The organism is Methylobacterium sp. HJ2, from assembly GCF_056431005.1.
The window spans coordinates 1-16,828 of record NZ_JBWJYM010000011.1 but is presented as its reverse complement, the minus strand read 5'-3'; the positions used below and the strand labels follow the sequence as shown (position 1 = coordinate 16,828).

The window sequence follows — 16,828 nt, the reverse complement described above, 5'->3', positions numbered from 1 at the left end:
CCCGGCGATCACCGCAGGCGCGCGCGGACCGCCTCCACCACCGCCTCGGCCGTGATGCCGAAATGGCGGAAGAGGTCCTCCGGCGCGCCCGAGGCGCCGAAGCCGCTCATGCCGACGAAGCCGCCGTCCTCGCCGATCCAGCGGTCCCAGCCGAAGCGCAGGGCCGCCTCGATGGCGACCCGGACGGTGCCGCGCGCGATCACCTGGTCCCGGTAATCCGCGTCCTGCGCCGCGAAGGCCTCCCAGGACGGCATCGAGACGACCGCGGTCGGCACGCCCTCCGCCTGGAGCGCGTCGCGCGCGGCCAGGGCCAGCGCGACCTCCGACCCCGTGCCGATGAGCGTCACGCGCCGGGGCCCTTGCGAATCGGCCAGCACGTAGGCGCCGCGTGCGCTGTGGTTCTCGCCATCGCCTCCCCGCCTTAGCGCCGGCAGGGCCTGCCGCGAGCAGATCAGCGACGTCGGGCCGTGCCGATGGGCGAGCGCCATCTCCCAGCACTCGGCCGTCTCGACCGCGTCGGCGGGGCGCAGCACGAGCATGTTCGGGATCGCCCGAAGCGCGGCGAGGTACTCGACTGGCTGATGGGTTGGGCCGTTGCGGCCGATCCCGATGGAATCGTGGCTGTAGACCGTGACGACCGGCAGGTTCATCAGCGCCGCCATGCGGAGCGACGGTCGCATATAGTCCGAGAAGACGAGGTAGGTGGCGCCGACCGGCAGCAGGCCGCGATGGGCCGCGATGCCGTTCATCATCGAGCCCATCGCGTGCTCGCGGATCCCGTAATGCAGGTAGCGCCCGGAGCGGTCCCGCGCCGTGAAGGCGCCGAGGGCGCCCTTGTGCTGCGTCGGTCCCTCGAGGTCCGGCGCGCCGCAGAACAGCTCTGGGATCGCGTCCGACAGCGCGGCGACGATCTCGGCCGAGACCGCGATGCTCGGGCGCGGCTCGGCCGCGTCCGCCAAGTGAGCGCGCAGCGTCCCGAGGGTCTCGCGCCAGCCCTCCGGCAGATGCGCCCCGCTCACCCGGTCGAACGCCGCGCGCGTCCGCGGCGGCCGGGCGTCGCGGCGACCCTGCCACGCGGCGTAGGCCGCCCGGTTGCGGTCCAGGACACTCGTCCGCCAGGCCTCAGCCACGTCGTCCGGCACCGTGAAGGGCGGGTGGTGCCAGCTGCGCGCCTCCCGGGCTTCGGCGAGGTCGCTCGCGAGGACGCGGCCCCCATGGGCGCCCCGCTGCCCTTCCAGGCGCGGCAATCCGCGACCGATCACGGTTCGGCAGGCGATCAGGCTCGGGCGCGGATCGGCCCGCACGAGCAGGAGCGCGGCCGAGACGGCCTCGACGTCGTGCCCGTCGACGTCGATCACCTGCCAGTCGGCGGCGCGGAACCGCGCGCGCACGTCCTCGGAGATCGAGAGGTCGGTGGCGCCGTCGTCGGTGATCCGGTTGTCGTCCCATAGGAAGGTCAGCTTGGACAGACGCAGGTGCCCGGCCAGCGAGATCACCTCGTGGGCGATGCCCTCCTGCAGGCAGCCGTCGCCCACGAGGGCGTAGGTGCGGTGATCGACCAGATCCGGCCCGAACATGTCCGCGAGCTTGGCCTCGGCCACCGCCATGCCGACCGCATTGGCGATGCCCTGCCCGAGGGGACCGGTCGTCGCCTCGATGCCGTGGGCCGGCGCGATCTCGGGATGGCCGTGGGTGTGGGAGCCGAGTTCGCGGAAGCGGCGGATCTGATCCATCGACAACCCGGCATAGCCGGCGCAGTGCAGCGCCGCGTAGAGCAGCATGGAGCCGTGGCCGTTCGAGAGCACGAACCGGTCGCGGTCGGGCCATTCCGGATCGGCCGGATTGCACTTGAGATGGCGGGTGAACAGCGCGACGGCGATCTCCGCGCAGCCGAGGGGCGCGCCCGGATGCCCGTCCCCGGCCCGCTCGATCGCGTCGAGGGCGAGGAAGCGGATCGCGTCCGCCATCCGGTCGGTGAGCGTGGGGCCCTGGACGTCTGGCATGGCTCTGTCTCGGCGGTTCGTGGGCGCGCGGGCGCTCTGCCCGGACGAAGGGGCTCCGTCCGGTCGGCTCAATTTGAAGCGGTGCGGGGCGTCGGGATCCGGCCGGATGGCCTCAGAGGAACCCGATCGAGAACCAGGGGACCAGGATGATGGCGAGCAGGCCCACGAGCAGGGCGACGATGTAGCCGATGATCGGGCGCATGCCGGCATCGGGATGAATCCGGCTGATGGCGCAGGCGGCGTAGTAGCCCACCCCGAAGGGCGGGGCGAAGAGGCCGATGCCCATCGCGAGGATCACCACCATCGCGTAGTGGACCTCGTGCACGCCGACCTGCCGCGCGATCGGAAACAGCAGCGGCCCGAACAGCACGATCGCCGGGATGCCCTCCAGCACCGAACCCAGCACGATGAAGGCGGCGGCGGACACGAACAGGAAGCCGACCGGACCGCCCGGCAGGCTCTTCATCGCGAGCGCCAGGGTCTGCGAGAAGCCCGACTGCGTCAGGGCCCAGGCCATGCCGGTCGCCGCCCCGATGATCAGCAGGATCGCGCCCGACAACGTCGCGGTCGTCACGAGCATCGGGTAGACCCGCCGCCAGTCGAACTGCCGGTAGAGGAGCAGGCCCGCCAGCGCGGCGTAGACGATGCCGATTGTCGAGACCTCGGTCGCCGTGGCGATGCCTTCCACCACCGCGAAGCGGATCACGAAGGGCAGGGCCAGCGCGGGGAGGGCGATCACCAGGGACCGGCCGATGACCCGCCGCGAGGGGCGGGCGACGTGGCTGAGATCCTCGCCGCGATAGCGCCACCAGACGAGGGCGCAGAGCGTCGCCGCCAGCACCAGGCCGGGCAGCAGGCCGCCGGTGAACAGCGCGGTGATCGACACGCCCGTGACCGAGCCGATGGTGATCAGCACGATCGACGGGGGGATCGTCTCGGTCTGCGCGCCGGTGGTCGCCAGGAGGGCCACGAGGTCCCCGTCCTTGGCGCCGCGGGCCTTCATCTCGGGGAACAGGACCGGAGCCACGGCGGCCATGTCGGCGGCCTTCGATCCGGAGATGCCGGACACGAGGTACATGGCGCCGACCAGCACGTAGTGCAGGCCGCCCCGGACATGGCCGAGGAGCGCTGCCAGGAACCCGACCATCGCGCGGGCCATCCCGGTCATCTCGATCAGGAGGCCGAGGAAGACGAACAGCGGCACCGCCAGCAGGATGAGGTGGCTCATCCCCTCGTCCATCCGGCCGACGACCACCATCGACGGCGCCCCGGTGGTGAGCGTGATGTAGGCGAAGGTCGACAGGCCGAACGCGAAGGCGATCGGAACGCCCGAGAAGACGAGGGCCCCCACGCCCAGGACGAAGAACAGCAGCAGGTTGAGGTTCCCGAGATCCGCGAGCCAGGGTTGCAGCGCCACGAGCCCGGCCGCGAGCGCCCCGCCGAGCGCCAGGGCGCCGACGGTCAGGCGCCAGTCGGCGGTCTCGAGCAGGCGGAGGACCGCGAAGACCAGCATCAGGCCGAAACCGACCGGCAGGGCGGCGGCCCGCCACGCGTTGTTCAGCTCCAGCGCCGGCGTCTGGACGAAGCTCTCCTCGCCGGCGAACTCCCAGGCCGGCTCGAGAACCAGCGCCACGAAGATCAGTCCGGCAACCACCGCGACCGTTTCCAGGAAAGCACGCAGGCGCGGGCCGCTCATCGCGACGAGGGCGGTCATCCGCATGTGCTCGGCACGCCGGAAGGCGACGACGGAGCCCAGCATGGCGAGCCACAGGAACAGGATCGAGGCGAGCTCGTCCGACCAGACCAGGGGCTCGTGGAAGACGTAGCGGCTCACCACCCCGCCGAGCAGCACGCCGATCTCGGCCAGCACCAGCAACGCCGCCGGGATCTCCACGAGGATGCCGAGCCCGGCATCCAATCGGCGCAGCCAGGTCCGTCCCCGCAGGGGCGGACCGGCCAGCTCCAGGCCTCCCGCGCTTTCAACGGTGGCGATGTCGATCTGCATGGCGCTCCTCCTCAGGTCAGCTTGCCCGAGACGTCCTCGAGATGCGACCAGGCTGCATCGCCATACTTGGCCTTCCAGTCCTTGTAGAAGCTCGTCCGGCCGAGCGCCGCCCGGAATTCCGCCCGATCCACGTCGACGAAGGTGATGCCCTTCGCGCTGAGGCTCTCGCGTAGGGATTGGCTGAGCGCGGCGATATCCCGGCGCTGCTCGCTTCCAGAGCGATCGAGTTCCCGCGAGACCGTCTGGCGCAGGTCTTCCGACAGGCGCATCCAGGCCCGCTTGTTGCCGAGGATCCAGTAGCCGTCCCAGACGTGACCGGTCATGCTGCAGGATCTCTGCACCTCGTAGAGCCGCGTCGTGGCGGTGATGGCGAGGGGGTTCTCCTGGCCTTCGACGACCTTGGTCTGCAGCGCGGAATACAGCTCGTTGAAATTGATCGGCGCTGCGCCGGCCTCGAGCGCCTTGAACAGCGACGTCAGCATCGGCGCGGGGGGCACCCGGATCTTGAATCCCTTGAGGTCCTCCGGCGTCCTGATCGTCCGGGTGGAGGAGGTGATCTGCCGGAAGCCGTTGTCCCACACCTTAGAGACCGTGAGGATCGGCGTCCTGGCGATCTCGGCGCGCACGTAATCGCCGAGGCCGCCGTCCATGGCCTGCCAGACGGCGTCGTAATCGCGGAAGGCGAACCCTGTGTTCGGCAGGCTCGCGGCCGGCACGAAGGTCGCCAGGATGGAGGTCGCTAGGTTGAAGAACTCGACGCTGCCGTTGCGGACCTGCGCCAGCAAGTCGGTGTCCGAGCCGAGCTGGTTGGCCGGGAATAGCTTGATCTTCAGGCGGCCGCCGGTGGCCTCGCGGATCCGATCGAGAGCCTCCTGCGCCCGGACGTTGACCGGATGTGTCGGATCCTGTCCGGTCGCGAGCTTGTAGGTGAATTCGGCGGCCTGTCCCCGCCGGGTGAGGATGCCGAAGACCGGCACCGCGGCGGCGCCTGCGAGGAGGCTGCGGCGGCTCAAACGCGTGTCGCGCATCTGGTTTCTCTCCCTGGGTCGTCCGAGCCGCGCGGTCCCCGACGTTGATCGTCGGTGGATCCGGCGTCCCTCATGCCATCGGCGGCGGGTCCGTCCCGCGGCCCAGAACCGCCCGTTCGTTCCAGTTGATCCGGTCCGCCGCACCCTGGGTCGGCCGCGCGGGCTCGCTCGGGCGGACGATCCGTGCCCCGCGGGGCGCGGACGAGCGACAGAGCAGCGCAAACCCTACGGATCGTCCTCTGCGAGGGGGCCGCCCTCTGCGAGGGCGCGATAGGCCCGCACCACCTGGCTGTCGTCGGCCGCCCCGTCGCCGCGTGCCGAGGTCGCGACGAAGAGCCGATGGGCCCGCTCCGCCAGCGGCAGCGCCGCCTTGGCGCCGCGGCCCGCCTCCAGCACGATGCCGAGATCCTTGACGAAGATGTCCACCGCGCTCGTGACCGGCGGCGCCTCGTCCAGCATCCGGGGCCCGCGATCGCGCAGCATCCAGCTCGCCGCAGCCGAGCCCGAGACGATCTCCAGGACAACGGCGCGGTCGATGCCGACCCGCTCCGCGAGCGTCAAAGCCTCGGCGGCGGCGGCGATGTGGACCCCGCAGAGGAGCTGGTTGACCGCCTTCACGGTCGCGCCCTGGCCGGCCTTCGTCCCGACCGCGAAGATCCGGTCGCCGAACGCCTCCAGCACCGGACGCACGGCCGCGAGGACCTCGGGGGGCGCCGCCGCCATGATCGTGAGCGTCGCGGCCTCGGCACCCGCCAGGCCGCCCGAGACGGGGGCATCGACGAAGCGTCGGCCCGCCGCCGCGACCCGGCCCGCCAGGGCCGCGACGGCCTGCGGCGGGCAGGTCGCCATCAGCGCGACAATCGCGTCGGGCGCGAGGCGTTCGAGGGCGCCGTGATCGAACAGCACCGCCTCGGCCTGGGCCGCGTTGACGACCATCAGCACGAGGACGTCCGCCTTGGCCGCTGCCTCCGCGACGGTCTCGGCCTCCAGGCCGCCCGCCGCGACCAGGCCCGCGCGCCGCTCGGGTCGCAGGTCGTATCCGCGGGTCGGGAAGCCGGCCCGCACGAGATGGCGGGCCATGGGGAGCCCCATCGATCCGAGGCCGACGAAGCCGATCGTCGTGGTGGCGGGCGTCAGAGCCATCCGCGGATGCTCCGTTCCATCGCCCCGGTCGAGATCCCGTAGCGATCGTGCAGCGTCGGCAGGGCGCCCGCGTCGAGGAACGCGTCCGGCAGGCCGATCTGGCGGAAGCCGCGCTCCGGCAGGACGCCGTTGCGCATGAGCACCGCCGCGACCGCTTCACCGAGGCCGCCGACGATCGAATGGTTCTCGGCCACCACGACGAGACGACCGCCTCGGCCGACCTCCCTCAGGATGGTCTCCTCATCGAGGGGCTTGATGGTGGGTACGTGCAGGACCGCCACGTCCACCCGGTCGTCGGCCAGGGCCTGCGCCGCCTCGAGGGCGCGCATGGTCATCAGCCCGGAGGCGATGACGAGGACGTCGCGCCCGTCGCGGATCGTCTGGGCCTTGCCCCAGGCGAATGTGTAGCCGTACTCGTCGAGCACCAGGGGGACGTTGCCGCGCAGCAGCCGCAGGTAGACCGGCCCCTTGTGGGCCGCCATCGCGGGCACGACCTGCTCGATCTCTTGCGCGTCGCAGGGATCGAGGATCGTGAGGTTCGGCATCCCGCGAAAGATCGCCAGGTCCTCGGTCGCCTGATGGCTCGGCCCGTACCCGGTCGTCAGCCCCGGCAGTGCGCAGGCGATCTTCACGTCGAGATTCTCCTCGGCGATCGCGAGGCAGATGAAGTCGTAGGCGCGGCGCGCGGCGAAGACCGCGTAGGTCGTCGCGACGGGCATGAAGCCTTCCCGGGCGAGCCCGGCCGCGGCGCTCATCAGGAGCTGCTCGGCCATGCCCATCTGGTAGAACCGCTCGGGATAGGCCTGGGCGAAGATGTGCAGGTCCGTGTACTTGGCGAGATCGGCCGACAGACCGACGAGGTCGGGTCGCGTCTCGGCGAGCGCCACGAGCGCGTTGCCGAAGGGCGCCGGCTTGGTCCGCTGGCCGGGTGCGGCCAGCGACGCGATCATCGCCGAGGTCTTCGCGCCGCCGCCGATCCGCGGAGCGGGCTTCTCGTACTTGGAACGCCTCATCTCGCCCGTCCTTCGTCCAGGATAGCCAGCGCCTGCGCCCATTCCGCGGGTTCGACGCGCAGGAAGTGGTTGCGCTCGCGCTCCTCCAGGAACGGCACGCCCTTGGCCATCCGCGTGTCGCAGAGGATCACGCGGGGTTCCGGTCCGGCATGGGCGCGCGCCGCGTCGAAGGCCGCGACCAGCGCGTCGATGTCGTTGCCGTCGACCCGCTGCACGTGCCAGCCGAAGGCCGCGAATTTCGGTGCGAGCGGCTCGAAGTTCAGCACCGCGCGGGAGGCGCCGTCCGCCTGCATGCCGTTGACGTCGACGAGGCCGATCAGGTTGTCGAGCTTGAACGAGCCCGCCGACATCGCCGCCTCCCAGGTCGAGCCCTCGTCGAGCTCGCCGTCGGAGATCAGGTTGTAGACGACGCTGCGCGAACCCTTGCGCTTCAGCCCGAGGCACATGCCGACGGCGATGCCGAGCCCGTGCCCGAGCGAGCCGCCGGTGATCTCCATCCCGGGGGTGTAGGCGGCCATGCCGGACATCGGCAGGCGGCTGTCGTCGCCGCCGTAGCTCGTCAGTTCGTCCTCCGGGAGGATCTCCGCCTCGATCAGCGCCGCGTAGAGGGCGATGGCGTAATGGCCGATCGAGAGCAGGAAGCGGTCGCGGCCCTCCCATTCGGGATCCTCGGGCCGGTAGGTCATCGCGTGGAAGTAGCTCACCGCCAGCACGTCGCTGATGCCGAGCGCCTGGGCGATGTAGCCCTGGCCCTGGACCTCGCCCATACGCAGGGCGTTGCGGCGGATGCGGTAGGCGCGCTCGGCGAGCGGCACGTTGGAGCCCGCGCGGGGCATCTCAGTCTGCATGGCGGCGCTCCTCAGTGGATCAGCATGCCGCCGTTCACGTCGATCACCGCGCCGGTGATGTACGCGGACAGGTCGCTGGCGAGGAACAGGCAGGCCTTGGCGACGTCGTCGGCGACGCCGAGGCGAGCGAGCGGGATGCCCTTGCCGATCTCGGCCTTCAACTCGGGCGTCAGCTTGCCGCCCGTGATGTCGGTCTGGATCAGGCCGGGCGTCACGGCGTTCACACGGATCCCGTCGGGTCCGAGTTCGCGCGCCATCGCCTTGGAGAGGCCGAGAACGCCGCCCTTGGCCGCGCTGTAATGCGGGCCGCCGAAGATGCCGCCGCCGCGCTGGGCGGAGACCGACGACATGCACACGATCGCGCCGGCGCCGAGGGCCCGCATGCCCGGGATCACGGCTTGGCTCATGTAGAGCGTGCCGCGCAGGTTGACGTCGGTGACCGCGTCGTAATGCTCAGGGCCGATCTCCATGATCCTGAGCGACTGGGTGATGCCGGCGTTGTTGACGAGCACGTCGATGCGCCCGAGGCGCGCCACGATCTCGTCGGCCGCCGCCGTGCAGGCGGCCCGGTCGGTCACGTCGCAGGCGAGCCCGATATGGCCGGTGCCGATGTCGCGCGCGGCGGACTCGGCCTGTCCGCCTTCGAGGTCGAGGACCGCGATCCGGGCGCCGTGGGCCGCGAAGAGCCGGGCGGTCGCCTTGCCGATGCCGCGGGCCGAGGCGGCCCCGGTGATCACGCAGACCTGTTCGTTCAGAAGCATGGAATCCTCCCGGCGGACCGCGCGGCTCGCGCGGTCGACAGCATCATCGCGGCGGGAGGTGTGGCGAGCCGGCGACCGCGGTTCCCGGAATCGTCCGGCCTGCGGCGTCGTCCCCTCCCGTTCGTCTCGTTGGCCGCAGAGTGGCGCTGGGATCGGCCCGCGACAAACGCGAATCCTGCACGCCGGAGTGAATCGGATTCACCTTTTCGGGGGTTCAGGCGAGGTCGGGGATCAGGTCGATGGCGAGTTCGGCGGCGAGCCAGCGGGCGAAGACGCGCAACGGTGCGCGGCGGCGGGCATCGGCCGGGCAGACGAAATGGTGCCCGATGTAGCGGATGTCCACGGCCCTCCCGGCGAGCGGCGCGACGAGGCGGCCGGACGCGATCTCCCGCTCGGCGAGCCGCGTCGATTCCAGCGCGATGCCGAGCCCGTCGACCGCGGCGGCCAGGGCGAGAAAGCTGCGGTCGAAGCGGATGCCCGCGACCGGTGGCGCTGCGACCCGGTTGCGCTCGAACCAATGCGTCCAGCGTACCTGCTTGTTGTCGCTCTGGATCAGGGTTTGGGCGAGGAGGTCCCCGGGGGTAGCGATCCGGGCGGCGCGCTCGGGATTGCACAGGGGCGTCACCGTCTCAGATCCGAGCGGCATGCGGACCAAGCCCTCGCCCCTGGGCGGCCCGTAGACGATGTCGGCGTCGAACTCGTCGGTGATGAAGCGGGCGTAGTCCATGCCGGCGGCCAAGCGCACCTCGAAGCCCGGATGCTCGTTGAGGAAGCGGGCGAGCCGCGGGGAGAGCCATTGGGCGGCGAAGCTCGGCGCGCAGTGAAGGCGCAGCACCTGCGGGCCGCGGCGCCCCACGAGATCGAAGCCCCGGTCAAGCTCCGAGAAGGCCCGGCCGACATGGTCGTACAGCGCCTCGCCGGCCGGCGTCGGCGCGATCCCCTGTCCGACGCGCTCGAACAGCGCCACCCCGAGCGTCTCCTCCATCTTGCGGAGCGCATGGCTGACGGCGCTCGGCGACAGGTTCAGCTCGCCCGCGGCGGCCTTGAAGGAGCGCCGCCGCGCGGCGGCCTCGAAGATTCGGACGGCGGAGAGCGGGACCGGCGGGCGCATCCGGACGAGGATGGGCCGCAGCCGGCATCGCTGGCAATGCGGTATTCGGGGCCGGCGGGGTCGATCGCTTTTGGATTTAAAGCCCGACCCCGGCACCGGATGCCGGATCCAGGACATCCGCCGCGCCGCGGCCACCGGTCACCGGGCGGACCGAAGCCCCAGGACTTGGTGCAGGATGCGGCCGAGCTGCTCGGCCGAGTACGGCTTGTGCAGGAGTTCGAACCCGTGCGCGCCCTCCTGCGCCAGCACGTGGCTGTAGCCCGAGGCCAGCACGATCGGCAGGCGCGGCAACCGGCGCTCCAATTCCTTGGCGAGGGCGAGGCCACCCATGCCCGGCATGACCACGTCCGAGAACACCAGGTCGAAGCCGTTGCCGCTCCGACCGAGCCGGTCCAACGCCTCCTCGGCATTGGCCGCCCAGGTCGTCCTGTAGCCCAGGTCCTCCAGGATCTGCGTGGCGAACTGGCCGACCCCGATATTGTCCTCCACCACCAGGATGCACTGGCCGGCCCCGAGGGGAGCCGGCTCGTCCTGCGTGTCCGGATCGCCCGCCGGCCGCTCCTCCGGGCCGGCTTCCGGCAGGTAGAGGGTGAAGGTGGTGCCCGCACCGACCGTGCTGCGCACGTCGACGTCGCCGCCGGATTGCTTGGCGAAGCCGAAGACTTGGCTGAGCCCGAGGCCGGTGCCCTTGCCGACCTCCTTCGTCGTGAAGAACGGCTCGAAGATCCGCCCGAGCTGATCGGTCGGAATACCCGCACCGGTGTCGGTCAGCGCCACGGCCGCGAAGGCTTGGTTCGAGCCGGCATGGCCCCGGATCGCGGGCAACGGCACGCCGCGCGTCAGGCGCAGGGTCAGCCTGCCCTCGCCGTTCATGGCGTCACGGGCGTTGACCGCGATGTTGACGAGCGCGGTCTCGAACTGGCTCAGGTCCGCGCGGATGAAGCAGGGCTCGTCCGGAACCTGCGTCACGACCCGCACCCGTGCGCCCGTGATGGTGTCGAGCATGTCGGCGATGCCGCGCATCCGTCGGCCGACATCGAACACCTCGGGCTTGAGTGCTTGGCGCCGGGCGAAGGCGAGGAGCTGGCCGGTCAGCTTGGCGGCGCGGTCCACCGTATCCGAGACGGCGTCGAGGTAGCGGCCCTTGCGCTCCTCCGGCAGGTCGGGCCGACGCAGGAAGTCGACGGAGGAGCGGATGATGGTGAGCAGGTTGTTGAAGTCGTGCGCCACCCCTCCCGTGAGCTGGCCCACGGCCTCGAGTTTCTGCGATTGGCGCAGGGCTTCCTGGGCGTGGGCGAGCGCAGCCTGGTTGCGCAGCCTCTCGGTGACGTCGGTCACGAACTGGTAGCAGCCGACGCGCTCGCCCCGTTCGTTGCGCAGGGTTCGAAAGCTGATCTCGTAATGCGGGCGGACGCGGCCGGGGTCGCCGTAATCCTCGATGATCGTGCCTTCCTCGCCCGCCAAGCCCCGGCCCCAGCCGGCACGGACCTGAGCCCGATGCTCCGGCTGGTCGTCGAGCAGATCGAGCATGTTGTCGCCGACCTTGGGACGAACACCGTAGATGCGCTCGAACTCGTCGGCGTTGGCTCTGTTGATCGCCAGAATGTTATAGTCGAGGTCCGCCGCCATTACCATGACGTCGGTGCGCTCCACGATGGTGGCGAGAAGATCGCGTTCCGCCGTCCGCTCGGAGACCTGCCGCTCCAGCCGGGCGTTCAGGACGCGCAGTTCCTCCTCCATGCGCTTGCGCTCGGAGATGTCGGTGAAGAACACCGCGACCCGACGAGAGGCGGGATCGCCCACGCGCAACGCGCGCACGTCGAACCAGCGCCCGAACACCTCGGCCCAGTTCTCGAGATGCGCGGGCTCCCCGGTCAGGGCGACGCGTCCGTAGGTCTCGAGCCAATGCGCTTCGAGGTTGGGCGCGAACTCGCTGACCCAGCGCCCGGTCACGTCGGCGCCGGTCTGCCGCTCGAACGCCGGGTTCGCCTCCGTGACGCAGTAGTCGATGGCGCGGCCCGCGGCATCGAACGTCATCGCGAGGATGCAGAAGCCGACATCGATGGTTTCGAACAGAGTGCGGTAGCGGCTCTCGCTTTCCGCGAGCGCGGCGCGCGAGCGAACCTGATCGGTGACCTCGTAGCCGCCCACGAAGATGCCTGTGACCGACCCGGCCGCATTGCGGACGGGCTGGTACAGGAAGTCGAGATAGCGGGCGTCCTCGCCCGCAAAGCGGATCGGAACGGTGCGGGCCGCGAAGGCTTCGCCGGTCGCGTAGACCCGGTCGAGAAGACCGAAGAAATCCTGATCGCCCAGTTCCGGGAACACGTCGCGGACCGTGCGACCGATGTAGTCCCGCCGGCCCGCGACGGCGATATAGGCGTCGTTGACGTACTCGAAGGTGTGCTCCGCGTCGCGCAGCACGGCGACGAACCCGGGCATCTGCTGGAGCAGCGCCTGCTGCCGCTGCCGTTCGGACGCCGTCGCGCGCTCGGACAGCACCTGCCGCGTCGTCTCCGTACAGGCGCAGAACAGGCCGAGGACCAGCCCGTCATCCCCCGGCACCGGCGTGTAGGAGAACGCGAAATGCGCCTCTTCCGGATACCCGTTCCGCTGCAGGGTGAGCTGCAGGTCGTCCATGTGCACGGGCTCGCCCGCGAAGACGCGGTCCATCAGCGCGCCCACTTCGTCCCGGATCTCGGGCCAGGTTTCGAAGAACGGGCGCCCGAGGGCTGCGGGATGCCGGGCGCCCAGCATGGGAGTGTAGGTGTCGTTGTAGACCAGGGTTCGGTCCGCACCCCAGGCGATGAACATGGGCTGGCGCGAGTTGAGCATGACCCGCATCAGGGTCACCAGGGCTTGCGACCAGTGCTCCCGTGCGCCGAGGGAGGTCGTCGACCAATCATGAGCGTCCACGCGCGCGCCCATGGTCCCGCCACCCGCGAAGAACGCAGCGTTCTGGCTCATCGGCACAGACCAGCCCGCGATCCGGAACGGCCGGGCGGCCGGGCCGGGCCGCCGACCTGGTGGCCGGCGCCGGCCTGCGCTCTGTCGGCGGCGGCGCGCGCGATCCAGGCGGCCGAGGATCCGGGCGGATCGCTGTCGGGGCCGTGTCTACCGAGCCTGTCCCGCACCGAGCCTGCTGCCCATCTGCAATCCGTCGCCAAAGTCCCGATGACCAAGACCCTCCCGCCGCGCACGCCGGCGGGGCCGGCGTTCCGTGCGAACCTCCTAGCACAGGCGGCCCGTCGTGTTTCCTCCCGCGGCACCGGGGCCGCGGATCACCCGCCGCGTTCGGGCGCGCGGTCCGTTCGACGCCGGCAGAACCGGGATCGCCCGGGGCGCCCGCGGGAGTGCGGCCTTGCCGAAGGATTGACGGGGATGCGCGCGGGACGGCGTGGACAAGCCGCATCGGGTGGAGGAAAGCTTACACGCGCCCGGCGATGTCCGTCCCAGCCGGTGCCCCGCCGCCGAGCCCGTCCTTGCCCGTACCTGACGTTGCCACGACCGAGTTCCCGCCCTTCCTCACCGGAGGCGGACGGTTGGGCGCGATGATGCGCGCCCACGACTGGTCGGACTCGCCGCTCGGGCATCCCGAGACCTGGCCGGCCTGCCTGTGCTCGACCGTGAGCCTGCTGCTCGGCTCGCGCTTCCCGATGTTCGTCGCCTTCGGGCCCGAGCTCGGCTTCCTCTACAACGATGCCTATGCGGAGATTCTGGGCGGCAAGCACCCGGCCGCGCTCGGCCGCCGGTTCCACGACATCTGGTCGGAGATCTGGCCCGATATCGCGCCCCTGATCGACACGGCGATGTCCGGCGAGGCGACCTGGGCGGAGAACATGCCGCTGACCATGAACCGGCGCGGCTACGACGAGCTGACGTGGTTCACCTTCTCCTACTCGCCCGTGCGCGACGAGGACGGCCGGGTGGCCGGCATGTTCTGCGCCTGCACGGAAACCACCGGGCGGGTGAGAGCCGAGACGGGGCTGCGGGAGGCGGAGGCCCGCCTGAGGGCGGTGACCGACCATCTCCCGGGCGGCTACGTCTACCAGATCGCGACACCGCGGGACGGCTGCAGCCGGCGCTTCCTGTACGTCTCACAGGGCTTCGAGCGCATGACCGGGCTGCCGGCCGAGGCCGTGCTCGCCGACCCGGCCGCGGCCTACGATCTGATCCTGCCCGAGCACCGGGCGCGCATCGCCGCGGCCGAGGCCGAGGCCGTCCGCGAGCTGAAGCATTTCGACGTGGAGGCGCCGATGCGCCGGCCCGACGGCACGCTCGTCTGGACACGCATCATATCGGCGCCGCGCCTCGTGGACGATCAGGTGGTCTGGGACGGCCTGCACCTCGACGACACCGCCCGCCGGCAGGCCGAGGAGCAGTTGCGCGAGAGCGAGCGGCGGCTGCGGCTCGCCACCGAGGCCGCCGAGGTCGGGCTCTGGGACGTCGACGCGCTCGACGGCACCCTGTTCTGGCCGCCACGGGTGAAGGCGATGTTCGGGATCTCCCCCGACGCGCCGGTCTCGATGGCCGACTTCTACGCCGGGCTCCATCCCGACGACCGGGACGCCATCATGGACGCCTACGCCGCCGCGGCGGACCCGGACCGGCGCGCGGCCTACGACGTCGAGTACCGCACGGTCGGCAAGGAGGACGGCCTCGTCCGCTGGGTCGCCGCCAGGGGCCGCGCCCTGTTCGAGGGCGGGCGTTGCGTGCGCGTGCTCGGCACCGCCATCGACGTCACGGCGCGCAAGCAGGCCGAGGTGGCGCTGCGCGACAGCGAGGAGCAGTTCCGCGTCCTCTCGCAGGTCTTGCCGAACTTCGTCTGGGCCACCGACGTGCACGGGGGCGCCACGTGGTTCAACGAGCGCGTCTACGCCTATACCGGCGTCGGGCCGGGTGCGCTCGACGCGGAGAGCTGGCAGGAGATCGTCCACCCCGACGACCGCGCGCGCGTGGCCGGGGAATGGCGGGCCGCGGTCCGTGCGGTGGCGAGCTACCAGTCCGAGTATCGCCTGCGACGGGCCGACGGAGCCTACCGCTGGTTCCTGGCCCGGGCGCAACCGGTCCTTGCCGGCGACGGAGCGGCGGTGCGCTGGGTCGGCACCAGCACCGACATCGACGACCAGAAGCGCGTGATGGCGGAGCTCGTGCGCTTCAACGAGACCCTGGAGCAGAGCGTCGCCGAGCGCACGGCCGAGCGCGACCGGGTCTGGCGCAACTCGCGCGACCTGTTGGTGGTGATCGGCGCCGACGGCGTCTTCCGGGCGGTGAACCCCGCCTGGGAAGCCATCCTGGGGCACCCGCCCTCCGAGGTGGTGGGCCGCCATTTCGGTGCGTTCATCTGGCCGGAGGACGCCGGGATGACCCAGGCGGCCCTGGAGCGCGCCGTCGCATTCGAGCCCCTGACCGATTTCGAGAACCGCTACACCCACCGGGACGGCACCGCGCGCTGGATCTCCTGGCGCACCTCCATCGAGGGCGAGGCGGTCTACGCCTATGGGCGCGACGTCACCGCGGAGAAGGCTCAGGGCGAGGCGCTGCGCCAGGCCGAGGAGGCGCTGCGCCAATCGCAGAAGCTTGAGGCCGTGGGCCAGCTCACGGGAGGTGTGGCGCACGACTTCAACAACCTGCTCACCATCATCCGCTCCTCCGTCGACTTCCTCCGCCGGCCCGACCTGCCGGAGGAGCGCAAGGGCCGCTACCTCAACGCCGTCTCGGATACGGTGGACCGCGCCGCCAAGCTGACCGGCCAGCTCCTCGCCTTCGCCCGGCGCCAGACGCTGAAGCCGGAGACCATTGATGTCGGGGCCCGCCTGCGCGTGGTGGGCGACCTGCTCGACACGGTCACGGGCGCGCGCATCAAGGTGGTCACCGAACTGCCGGAGCACCCGTGCTTCGTCCGGGTGGACGCGAGCCAGTTCGAGACGGCGCTCGTCAACATGGCGGTGAACGCCCGCGACGCCATGGACGGGGCGGGCACCCTGACGCTGGCCCTGCGCTGCGGCGCGCCGCTGCCGGCCATCCGCGGCCATGCCGGTGCGGCCGGGCCCTTCGCGGCGGTCTCGCTCAGCGACACCGGCTCGGGCATCCCGCCGGAGCTCCAGGCCCGCGTCTTCGAGCCGTTCTTCACCACCAAGGAGGTGGGCAAGGGCACGGGCCTCGGGCTCAGCCAGGTCTTCGGCTTCGCCAAGCAGTCCGGCGGCGACGTGGCGGTCGAGAGCGAGCCGGGACGGGGCACGACCTTCACCCTCTACCTGCCGGAGGCCGAGGCGGAGTTCGCCGTCGGCGACGACGCGGGCGCGGCGCTCCCTGTCGACCCCGGCGGGGCGGGCCAGCGGGTGCTGGTGGTCGAGGACAACGTCGAGGTCGGGCACTTCGCCACGCAGATCCTGGAGGATCTCGGCTACGCGACGACCTGGGCGGCCAATGCCGAGGAGGCCCTCGACAGGCTCGGCGCCGACGGGGCCGGCTTCGACGTCGTGTTCTCGGACGTGGTGATGCCGGGCATGGGCGGGATCGAGCTCGCGCGCCTGCTCAAGCGCCGGCTGCCGGACCTGCCGGTGGTGCTGGCCTCCGGTTACAGCCACGTCCTCGCCCAGGAGGGCGCGCACGGGTTCGAGCTCCTCCAGAAGCCCTACTCGGCCGATCAGGTCTCGCGCATCCTGCGCAAGGTCGCCGGACGACGGCGGGCCGGGATCCCGGCCTGACGCCCCCGTCGCGCCGGCGTCAGGCGCCCGCGAGATGGCGGAGCAGACGCTCGGCGGTTGGTCCGGAGGAGGCGGGGTTCTGACCGGTGATCAGCAGGCCGTCGGCGACCACGTAGGGCTGCCAGTCGGCCGCCTTGGAGAACACGCCGCCCTGCCGCCTGAGTTCGTCCTCGACGAGGAAGGGCACCACCTCCGTCAGGCCGACG

Annotated in this window: 10 protein-coding genes and 1 pseudogene; 1 reads left to right on the top strand and 10 read right to left on the bottom strand. The window is 71.2% G+C overall.

Going from position 1 to position 16,828, the window contains the following annotated elements:
- Positions 1-8 precede the first annotated feature (8 nt).
- From tkt to ACS5RC_RS22430, 9 genes are all read right to left on the bottom strand, one after another.
- On the bottom strand, positions 9-2,003 hold the full coding sequence (tkt, locus tag ACS5RC_RS22470; RefSeq protein WP_478346147.1) for a transketolase: 1,995 nt from the start codon (positions 2,001-2,003) through the stop codon (positions 9-11).
- A 112-nt stretch (positions 2,004-2,115) separates the two neighbouring features.
- Positions 2,116-4,008: a TRAP transporter large permease gene (locus ACS5RC_RS22465; RefSeq protein ID WP_478346146.1), complete on the bottom strand. Its 1,893-nt coding sequence runs from the start codon at positions 4,006-4,008 to the stop codon at positions 2,116-2,118.
- An 11-nt stretch (positions 4,009-4,019) separates the two neighbouring features.
- Complete coding sequence (locus tag ACS5RC_RS22460; RefSeq protein WP_478346145.1) at positions 4,020-5,036, bottom strand: TRAP transporter substrate-binding protein; 1,017 nt, start codon at positions 5,034-5,036, stop codon at positions 4,020-4,022.
- Between the two features lie 225 nt (positions 5,037-5,261).
- Entirely contained in the window at positions 5,262-6,179 is a 918-nt protein-coding gene (locus tag ACS5RC_RS22455; RefSeq protein ID WP_478346144.1) for an NAD(P)-dependent oxidoreductase, read from the bottom strand.
- Positions 6,170-7,192, bottom strand: a complete 1,023-nt coding sequence (locus ACS5RC_RS22450; protein ID WP_478346143.1) for a transketolase family protein — start codon at positions 7,190-7,192, stop codon at positions 6,170-6,172. Before ACS5RC_RS22450 ends, ACS5RC_RS22455 begins: the two co-directional genes overlap by 10 nt.
- Positions 7,189-8,040: a transketolase gene (locus tag ACS5RC_RS22445; protein WP_478346142.1), complete on the bottom strand. Its 852-nt coding sequence runs from the start codon at positions 8,038-8,040 to the stop codon at positions 7,189-7,191. The genes ACS5RC_RS22450 and ACS5RC_RS22445 overlap by 4 nt, the downstream gene beginning before the upstream one ends.
- Before the next feature lie 11 nt (positions 8,041-8,051).
- On the bottom strand, positions 8,052-8,801 hold the full coding sequence (locus ACS5RC_RS22440) for an SDR family NAD(P)-dependent oxidoreductase (protein WP_478346141.1): 750 nt from the start codon (positions 8,799-8,801) through the stop codon (positions 8,052-8,054).
- Between the two features lie 214 nt (positions 8,802-9,015).
- Complete coding sequence (locus tag ACS5RC_RS22435) at positions 9,016-9,912, bottom strand: LysR substrate-binding domain-containing protein (protein WP_478346140.1); 897 nt, start codon at positions 9,910-9,912, stop codon at positions 9,016-9,018.
- A 138-nt stretch (positions 9,913-10,050) separates the two neighbouring features.
- Positions 10,051-12,879, bottom strand: coding sequence for a PAS domain-containing protein (locus ACS5RC_RS22430; RefSeq protein WP_478346139.1), 2,829 nt, complete (start codon positions 12,877-12,879; stop codon positions 10,051-10,053).
- 587 nt (positions 12,880-13,466) lie between these two features.
- Between ACS5RC_RS22430 and ACS5RC_RS22425 the strand changes: the two genes are divergently transcribed.
- Complete coding sequence (locus ACS5RC_RS22425; protein ID WP_478346337.1) at positions 13,467-16,622, top strand: PAS domain-containing protein; 3,156 nt, start codon at positions 13,467-13,469, stop codon at positions 16,620-16,622.
- Between the two features lie 19 nt (positions 16,623-16,641).
- Here ACS5RC_RS22425 and ACS5RC_RS22420 read toward each other — a convergent pair.
- Positions 16,642-16,828 (bottom strand): annotated as a pseudogene (locus tag ACS5RC_RS22420) (type 1 glutamine amidotransferase domain-containing protein); the annotation flags it as partial.